The organism is Actinophytocola sp. (genome assembly GCF_050699935.1).
In the GTDB taxonomy this organism is placed as follows: domain Bacteria; phylum Actinomycetota; class Actinomycetes; order Mycobacteriales; family Pseudonocardiaceae; genus Actinophytocola.
In genome coordinates, this window is record NZ_JBOHGB010000069.1 from 26,674 (window position 1) to 35,204 (window position 8,531).

Below are 8,531 nucleotides of genomic sequence, written 5' to 3' on the forward strand. Positions count from 1 at the left end.
CCCAGACCCCCTCAACCCGCGAGTCCAACACTCCCGACCCGCGTGTCCAACACTCCGGACCCGCGAGTCCAACACTCACGACCCGCGTGTCCAACGCTCCGAACGGCGGGTTACCGCCCGGAATGCCGGACTCGCAGGTTCGGACGGTTGGACACGCGGGTCCGGAACGTTGGACTCGCGGGTTAGGTGTCGTAGTCGACCGTGATGCGTTCGGAGCGGGGCAGCGCCTGGCAGGTCAGCACGAAGCCCGCGTCCAACTCGTGCCGCTCCAGCGCGTAGTTGCGGCGCATCTCGACCCTGCCGGCGGTCACCCGCGCCCGGCAGGTCCCGCACACCCCGCCCTTGCACGCGAACGGCAGGTCCGCGCGGACCCGCTGCGCGGCGTCCAAGATCGGGGTGTCCGCGGGCAGCTTCAGCGTCGTCTCGCGGCCGTCCAGGTGCACGGTCACCTCCGCGGCTGGACCGTCCACAGCGGACTCGTCGGGCCGGTTCAACGGGGGCGGCGGCTCGTCGACGTAGAACAGCTCGCGATGCACCCGCTCGCGCGGCACACCGTGAGCGGCCAGGACCTCGTCGGCGTCGGTGAGCATGCCGAACGGGCCGCACAGCCACCAGTGGTCCACATCGGACGTCGGCACGAGCGAGTCCAGCAGGGCCGACAGCTTCACACCGTCGAGCCGGCCGGAGAACAGCGCCACGTCGCGCGGCTCCCGGGACAGCACGTGCACGAGCTGCAGCCGCGCGGGGTAGCGGTCCTTGAGGTCGGCGAGCTCGTCGCCGAACATCACCGTGTCGGTGCGCCGGTTGCCGTACAGCAGTGTCGCCCGACCGTCCTCATCGGACTCCAGCACGGCGGACATGATCGAGAGCACCGGCGTGACCCCCGATCCGGCGGCGACGAAGACATGGTGTTGGCCGCGCTTGGCGAGGTCGGGGGTGAACCGGCCAAGCGGCGGCAGCACGTCCAGCACGTCGCCCGGCCGCAGCCGGTCGACCAGCCGGGTGGAGAACAGCCCGCCGGCCACCCGCCGCACCCCGATCCGCGGCGGCGCCGACGGCGGGGCGCAGATCGAGTAGGACCGCCGCTCCTCGACACCCGCCACGTCCTGGCGCAGCGTCAGGTACTGGCCGGGCTTGAACGCGAACTCCTTGCGCAGCTCGTGCGGTACCGCGAACGTCACCGCGACCGCGTCCTCGCACAGCCGGTCGACGCGCGCGACGGGCAGCGGATGGAACGTCGCCGCCACCTCAGAACTCCTTGACGTGCTCGAACGGCTCGCGACAAGACTCGCAGCGGCGCAACGCCTTGCACGCGGTCGCCGAGAACCGGGACAGCTCGGTCGTGTCCGCGCAGCCGCACCGCGGGCAGCGCACGCGGACGGGCGGCGGCGTGAGGTTGAGCGGCACCGGACCCGTCCGGGGACCGACGCGGTCGGGTGGCGCGATGCCGTGCTCGGCGAGCTTACGCCGGCCGTCCTCGCTGATCCAGTCGGTCGTCCACGCCGGACTCAGCACGGTGCGCACCTCGACCCTGCGGTACCCGGCCGCGGCGAGCCGGCGGCGCAGGTCGACGCGCATCTCCTCCAGCGCCGGGCAGCCGGTGTAGGTCGGCGTGATCGTGACGACCACCCTGTCGTCGTGCTCCTCGACCGACCGCAGCACGCCCAGGTCGGCCAGCGTGAGCACCGGCAGCTCCGGGTCGAGCACCGCCTCCGCGATCGTCCGGGCGCTCACCACACGGCCCCCGGCAGTGAGCGGGCGAGGTGCTGCATCTCGGCCAGCAGGTAGCCCAGGGCCTCGGTGTGCACACCGTCCCGCCCGGTCCGTCCCGCGACCGCGGCCATCGGCGCCACGTCCGGGCGGTCCAGCCCGGCCGCGGCGAGGACCCTGTCCAGTACATCGTCCACATCGGACCGGACGGTGGCCGGGTCGGCCGCGACGCCCGGCAGCCGCTGCTCGACCGCATGCGTGTCGAACAGCTCCGGAACCAGCGGCCACACCCGCTCCAGGCCGGCGATCACGCGCTCCCGGGAGTGCTCCGTGCCGCCGGCGAGCCGCAGCGTCCACTGCGCGGCGTGGTCGCGGTGGTAGGCCAGCTCCTTGACGCCCTTCGCGGCGACCGCCGCCAGCACGGGGTCGACCGACGCGGCGAGCTGCGAGAGCACGGCGAGCCGCCACGTCGAGAACACCAGCAGACGCGCGATCGTCGTGGCGAAGTCGCCGCCCGCGCCCGGCCCGCAGTCGATCTCCACCAGCCGCACGTTGCGGAACTCGTGCTCGTCCCGCAGGTAGGCGAGGGCGTCCTCGTCCCGGCCCGCGCCCTCGACCTCGCCCGCCCGGGACAGCAGCAGCCGGGCCTGGCCGAGCAGGTCGAGCGCGATGTTGGCGAGCGCCACGTCCTCCTCGAGCTCGGGCGCGCGCGAGCACCACTCGGTGAGCCGCTGCGAGAGGACCAGCGCGTCGTCGGCGAGCATCAGGCAGTACGCCGCCAGGTCCGCCTTGTCCACATGGGACGGAAGCCCGCGGTTCACGCCGGCGAGCGGGTCGTCGAAGCCGGTGCCGAACGCCCAGTGCCGGTCGTCGTTCTCCTCGGTGATCGCCTCGTATGCGTTGTCGAAACTCACGACGACCCCTCGCAGGCTCGGTGTCGCCGCTCGCGGTCGCCCTGTGACATTGATTCGCTCGCAAGCTCGCGAGCCGCATCCCCTCGCAGGCTCGGTGAGGCCGCTCGCGGTCGCACTGTGTTCATTGATTCGCTCGCAAGCTCGCTCATAGGTGCGGCACGTCTTCCGGAATCGAGTAGAACGTCGGGTGCCGGTAGACCTTGTCCCCGCTCGGCGCGAAGAACGGGTCCTTCTCGTCCGGCGACGACGCCGTGATCGCGGACGCGCGGACCACCCAGATGCTCACGCCCTCGTTGCGCCGGGTGTAGAGGTCGCGCGCGTTGCGCAGCGCCATCTCGTCGTCCGGCGCGTGCAGCGAGCCGACGTGCACGTGGTTGAGGCCCCGCTTGGCGCGCACGAACACCTCGTACAGCGGCCAGGCCGACCTGGGCGCGCTCATGCCACGTCCTCCCGGTCGGCTTGCTTCCGCGCGTAGGCGGCGGCGGCCTCGCGTACCCACGCGCCGTCCTCGTGCGCCTTGCGCCGGTGCGCGGTCCGCTGTTGGTTGCACGGCCCGTTGCCGCCGACGACCTGCCAGAACTCGTCCCAGTCGATCTCGCCGAAGTCGTAGTGCTCGCGCTCGGCGTTCCAGGCCAGCTCGGGGTCGGGCAGCGTCACGCCGAGCGCCTCGGCCTGGGGCACGGTCATGTCGACGAACTTCTGGCGCAGCTCGTCGTTGGTGTGCCGCTTGATCCGCCAGGCCATCGACCGCTCGGTGTTCGACGACGCCTCGTCGGACGGTCCGAACATCATCAGCGAGGGCCACCACCAGCGGTCGACCGCGTCCTGGACGATGCGTCGCTGCGCGGGGGTGCCGCGCATCATGGTCATCAGCAGCTCGTAGCCCTGGCGCTGGTGGAAGGACTCCTCCTTGCAGATGCGGATCATCGCGCGGGCGTAGGGCCCGTACGAGGTGCGGCAGAGCGGGACCTGGTTGCAGATGGCGGCGCCGTCCACGAGCCAGCCGATGACGCCGACGTCGGCGAAGTTGAGCGTCGGGTAGTTGAAGATCGAGGAGTACTTCTGCCGGCCCTCGATGAGCTTGGTGGTGAGGTCCTCACGGTCCGCGCCGAGCGTCTCGGTGGCGGCGTACAGATAGAGCCCGTGGCCGGCCTCGTCCTGCACCTTGGCGAGCAGGATCGCCTTGCGGCGCAGGGAGGGCGCGCGGCTGATCCAGTTCGCCTCGGGCTGCATGCCGATGATCTCGGAGTGCGCGTGCTGGGCGATCTGGCGGATGAGCGTCCTGCGGTAGCCGTCGGGCATCCAGTCCCGCGGCTCCACGCGCTGCTCGGACCCGACGATCCGGTCGAACTCCTGCTCCAGTCCCACGTCCCGATGTTACACCTTGAGACGCCGGATTCAGATACGTGTCATACGCCGACCTGGTCGGCCTCGGGCGGCGGAGGCCGGACCCGGCGCAGCGCCCAGATCGACGGGATCAGCACGGCCCACACGCCCAGCAACGTCAGCCCGACCGGCAGCAACGTCACCACCGCGCCGCGGCCGGCCACCCGCACCAGCTCGGGGTCGTCCTGCCGGTACTCGACCTCGACGACGTCGTTGACCTTGAGTCCGGCCGGGTACAGCACGCCCGTCTGCGGGATGTGCTCGGCGCCGTCCGGGGTGTAGAAGCGGACCAGCGTGCGGGTGAACGAGTCGGACACGACCTCGGCGTTGGCGTAGCCGATGTTGCGGTCGATCGAGATGTCCTCGGTCCACGTGGCGACCACGAGCACCACGCCGAGGAAGGTGACGATCCCGCCCAGCGCGAGCAGCGATCGCGCCGCGATCCGCCAGATCAGCCGACGCCGCTGCGCCGGCACGTTGCTCACGCCCACCACCACGCGCCGAGCCTAACCGCCACCCAGAACCCGCGAGTCCCCCACTCACGACCGCGAGTCCCCCACTCCAGGCCGCGAGTTCCCCGTTGCGAGCGTTGGACTCGCGGGTTCGCAGCGTTGGACTCGCGGGTTCGCAGCGTTGGACTCGCATGGGGGTGGGGCGGCCGGGTGGCGGGATGGATGGGGCCAGCTGGGGGATCTTTGCAGATGTGACCCGTTCGGATTAGTCCTTTCGTCGGGTCCCGCTGGTAAGTCACGTTACGTAAGATCCCGCTTCGCGTTGAGGTCAACCGGCCGGATGACACGCGCATTTTCGAGGGATCCATGGAGGACGCGTTGCAACGAAGAATTCTTGTCGGCCTCTCTAGCGTCGCGATGGTGGCGGCCGGGCTGACCGCAGTGGTGACCGGGGCGAATGCGGCGCCACCGGTCAGTCCCAACGCCACCAATGCCGCCGCGCACGGGCACGAGGCGGTCGGCGTCGACGACCTGCCCAGCCCCGCCGAGCAGAAGCGCCGGGCCATGCGCCAGGAAGCACTGTCCGATGTGCTCTCCGGCGAGGCCAAGGCGATCCAGCGCGGCTCGAGCACGGTCGTGAAGATGGGCAAGAAGGCCGCGGCCAACACCACGGCCAAGAACAAGAAGGCCGGGCAGGTCGACCAGTACGTCGAGCTGTCGCGGGAGGATACCGACAAGATCTTCGTGGTCCTCGTGGAGTTCGGCAACGAGCGGCACCCGGACTACCCCGACCAGGACACCGACCCGGAGACCCCGGGCCCGGTGACCTTCGACGGCCCGCTGCACAACCAGATCCCCGAGCCCGACCGCTCGACGGACAACACGACGCTCTGGCAGGAGGACTACAGCCGCCAGCACTTCCAGGACCTGTACTTCTCCGACGACCCGAAGGCCGACTCGGTCAAGAACTACTACGAGAAGCAGTCGTCCGGCCGCTACTCGATCGACGGCACGGTCAGTGACTGGGTGAAGGTCAAGTACAACCAGGCCCGCTACGGCCGGTCGGACGGCTTCCCCTGCGAGAGCAACGTCTGCTCCAACGCGTTCAACATGGTCCAGGACGGCGTGACCGCCTGGTACGACTCACAGATCGCGGCCGGCAAGCCGCCGGAACAGGTCAAGGCGGAGCTCGCCGAGTACGACGTGTGGGACCGCAACGACTTCGACGGCGACGGCAACTTCGACGAGGCGGACGGCTACCTCGACCACTTCCAGATCGTGCACGCCGGCGGCGACCAGGCCGACGGTGACCCGGTCTACGGCGAGGACGCCGCCTGGAGCCACCGCAGCTTCGTGTTCTCCGGCACCACGACCGGCCCGGACGGGAACCTGCAGGGCGGCACCGAGGTCGGCGACACCGGTCTCTGGGTCGGCGACTACACGATGCAGCCGGAGAACGGCGGCATCGGCGTGTTCGCCCACGAGTACGGCCACGACCTCGGTCTGCCGGACCTCTACGACACCTCCGGCGGCGGCAGCAACCACGTCAACTGGTGGTCGCTGATGGCCCAGCAGCGGGTGGCCGGCCCCGGCGAGACGCTCGCCTCCCGGGTGAACGACATGGACCCGTGGTCGAAGCTGCAGCTCGGCTGGTTCGACTACGAGACCGTGGTCGCCGGCCAGAACAAGACGCTGAACCTCGGCCCGCACGAGTACAACTCGAAGAAGCCGCAGGGCGTCGTGGTGGTGCTGCCCGACAAGGACGTCACGTTCGACTACGGCAAGCCGTTCGCCGGCGAGAACCAGTGGTGGTCGGACAGTGGTGACGACCTCGACAACACGATGGCCCGCACGGTCGACCTCACCGGAGCCACCTCGGCGTCGCTGACGCTCAAGGCGCGCTACGACATCGAGGCGGACTTCGACTACCTGTACGCGCAGGCGTCGACGGACGGCGGCGAGACGTGGACGGCGCTCGACGGCACCGTGGGCGGCGAACCGTTCGGCAAGGACGCCAACGGCGACCCGTCGGTCACCGGCACCTCCGAGGACCAGTGGCTGGACATGAACGTCCCGCTCGACTCGGTCGTCGGCGGTGAGGTGCAGGTCCGCATGCGGTACAAGACCGACGGCGGCGTCGCACCGCCCGGCTTCTTCGCTGACGAGATCACGGTCAACGTCGACGGCGAGCCGGCGTTCACCGACGGCGCGGAGAACGGCGACAACGGCTGGACGCTGGACGGTTTCCGGACCGCGCAGCAGACCGAGACGCTGCCGTTCGACCAGTACTACCTCGCGTCGAACCGCACGTACGAGTCGTACGACCAGTACATGAAGACCGGCCCGTACGACTTCAGTGACCCGGAGAAGCCGAACTGGGTGGAGCACTTCCCGTACGACATCGGCCTCGGCGTCTGGTACTGGGACACCTCTCAGCCGGACAACAACACGAGCCAGCACCCGGGTGAGGGCCTGATCCTCCCGGTCGACGCGCACCCCGCGCCGATCTACAACCTGGAGGGCGAGCCGTGGCGTGAGCGGATCGCGGGTTATGACGCGCCGTTCTCCCTGCACAAGGCACCGTCGTTCACGCTCAAGGTGAACGGCAAGCCGAGCTACGTGCGGGGCCAGAACGCCGTGCCGCGGTTCGACGACACGAAGAAGTACTGGTACGAGGAGCAGCCCCACGCCGGCGTGCTGCTGCCGAAGACCGGTACGACGATGAAGGTGCTCTCCGAGGAAGGCACCTCGATGAAGATCCGGATCGGCACCAAGTAGCCGTTCCGAGTAGACGGAACCGGGCCTCCCACAAAGGCGTGGGAGGCCCGGTTTCCGTTGTCCCGCTCGAGTTGTCCACAACCGGCCGGACTGTCCACAGGTCACCCGTGAACCCGGGTTTCGTCAGGGTGAGCCGGTAGACTGGCACGTGAGGGTGGCCCCCGGGAACAGGGTGGGGCTTTCGTTTCTGGGGTTTCTGCACGCGCGCGCGTGCGCGGGGGTTGTTCGGGTGGGTGGTTGGGCGGGTGGCTCGCTCGGCTCACCGCGGTCGGGGACCGTTTCCGCGCACAGCAGTGGCTCAGGCCCCTCCCCGCGCAGCGCGGCCGCGGTCAGCGCAGCGCGGCCTCGCTGACCGCGGCGCGCAGGCGGGCGTGCAGGTCGCGCAGGAGCGCGCGGTTCGAGCGGACCTCCACGACCCGCAGGCCCTTCGCCGGCGCCAGGGCGGTGCCGAGCTCCGCGCGGTCGGTCACCAGCGTGTGCGGCACGTGGTAACCGGCGCACAGGGCGGCCAGATCGGCGCCGTGCGGGGTGCCGAACACCCGCTCGAACGGGCGGTGGTACTCCGCCGCGCCCTGCTCCAGCAGCGCGAAGATGCCGCCGCCGTCGTCGTTGTGCACCACCACGGTCAGGTCCGGGCAGCGCTCCGCCGGGCCCGCGAGCAGGCCGTTCAGGTCGTGCAGCAGGGTCAGGTCGCCGATCAGCGCGTACGCGGGCGCGTCCTGTGCCAGCGCGATGCCCGCGGCCGTGGAGACGTTGCCGTCGATGCCGGCGACCCCACGGTTGGCGTAGATCCTCAGGTCCGGCCTCGGCTCGGCGACGAGGTCGACGTCGCGGACCGGGTTCGACGAGCCCAGGAACAGCGTCGCGCCACCGGGAAGCGCCTCGACCAGGTCCGCCGCCAGAGCCAGGCCGGTCGGCCACGGCTGCTCGCCCAGCAGCTTGTCCACGGCCGTCACCGCGCTCGCGCCGGCGCCCCGCCAGGCCGGCAGCCAGTCCGGGTCCATACCGTCCACATGGGACATGTCGTCGAGGTCCAGCCAGCCGCGGACGTGGGTGGCCACGTACTGCGGATCCGTCCACTGTGGATGGTCGCCGATCCCGTACACCGGCACCCGGCCCATCAGCCCGCGCACGCCGCGCGAGAGCGTGGGCCGGCCGACGACCACCACCGCGTCCGGGCGCAGGGCCCGCGGCAGCTCGCCCGCCGACAGCAGCAGCGCGCCACAGCGCAGCACGGCCGCCCCGCCGGACATCGCCGCGGCGAGCCCCGACGGCTCGGCCACCGCGGGCC

General features: G+C 70.6%; 8 protein-coding genes. 1 reads left to right on the plus strand and 7 read right to left on the minus strand.

Annotated elements, in window-relative coordinates; translation table 11 throughout:
• Positions 1–182: 182 nt before the first annotated feature.
• The 6 genes from paaE to ACRDTB_RS21875 form a co-directional block, all read right to left on the minus strand.
• A complete protein-coding gene (paaE, locus tag ACRDTB_RS21850) occupies positions 183–1,247 on the minus strand; it encodes a 1,2-phenylacetyl-CoA epoxidase subunit PaaE (RefSeq protein ID WP_431433037.1) in 1,065 nt (354 codons plus the stop codon).
• A gap of 1 nt (position 1,248) precedes the next feature.
• Positions 1,249–1,737 carry a 1,2-phenylacetyl-CoA epoxidase subunit PaaD gene (paaD, locus tag ACRDTB_RS21855; RefSeq protein WP_431433039.1) on the minus strand — a complete coding sequence of 163 codons (489 nt, stop codon included), beginning with the start codon at positions 1,735–1,737 and terminating at the stop codon, positions 1,249–1,251.
• A complete protein-coding gene (paaC, locus tag ACRDTB_RS21860) occupies positions 1,731–2,624 on the minus strand; it encodes a 1,2-phenylacetyl-CoA epoxidase subunit PaaC (RefSeq protein WP_431433041.1) in 894 nt (297 codons plus the stop codon). Before paaC ends, paaD begins: the two co-directional genes overlap by 7 nt.
• A 145-nt stretch (positions 2,625–2,769) precedes the next feature.
• Complete coding sequence (gene paaB, locus ACRDTB_RS21865) at positions 2,770–3,063, minus strand: 1,2-phenylacetyl-CoA epoxidase subunit PaaB (RefSeq protein ID WP_431433043.1); 294 nt, start codon at positions 3,061–3,063, stop codon at positions 2,770–2,772.
• Positions 3,060–3,992 carry a 1,2-phenylacetyl-CoA epoxidase subunit PaaA gene (gene paaA / locus ACRDTB_RS21870; protein WP_431433044.1) on the minus strand — a complete coding sequence of 311 codons (933 nt, stop codon included), beginning with the start codon at positions 3,990–3,992 and terminating at the stop codon, positions 3,060–3,062. Before paaA ends, paaB begins: the two co-directional genes overlap by 4 nt.
• A gap of 41 nt (positions 3,993–4,033) precedes the next feature.
• Positions 4,034–4,495, minus strand: a complete 462-nt coding sequence (locus tag ACRDTB_RS21875; protein ID WP_431433046.1) for a DUF3592 domain-containing protein — start codon at positions 4,493–4,495, stop codon at positions 4,034–4,036.
• A gap of 333 nt (positions 4,496–4,828) precedes the next feature.
• On the opposite strand from ACRDTB_RS21875, the gene ACRDTB_RS21880 reads away from it, so the two are divergent.
• Positions 4,829–7,240, plus strand: a complete 2,412-nt coding sequence (locus tag ACRDTB_RS21880; RefSeq protein ID WP_431433048.1) for an immune inhibitor A domain-containing protein — start codon at positions 4,829–4,831, stop codon at positions 7,238–7,240.
• A 329-nt stretch (positions 7,241–7,569) separates the two neighbouring features.
• Here the strand turns inward: ACRDTB_RS21880 and ACRDTB_RS21885 are convergent.
• Positions 7,570–8,531: thiamine pyrophosphate-dependent enzyme (locus ACRDTB_RS21885; RefSeq protein WP_431433050.1), on the minus strand; the 962-nt coding region annotated here is incomplete at its 5' end.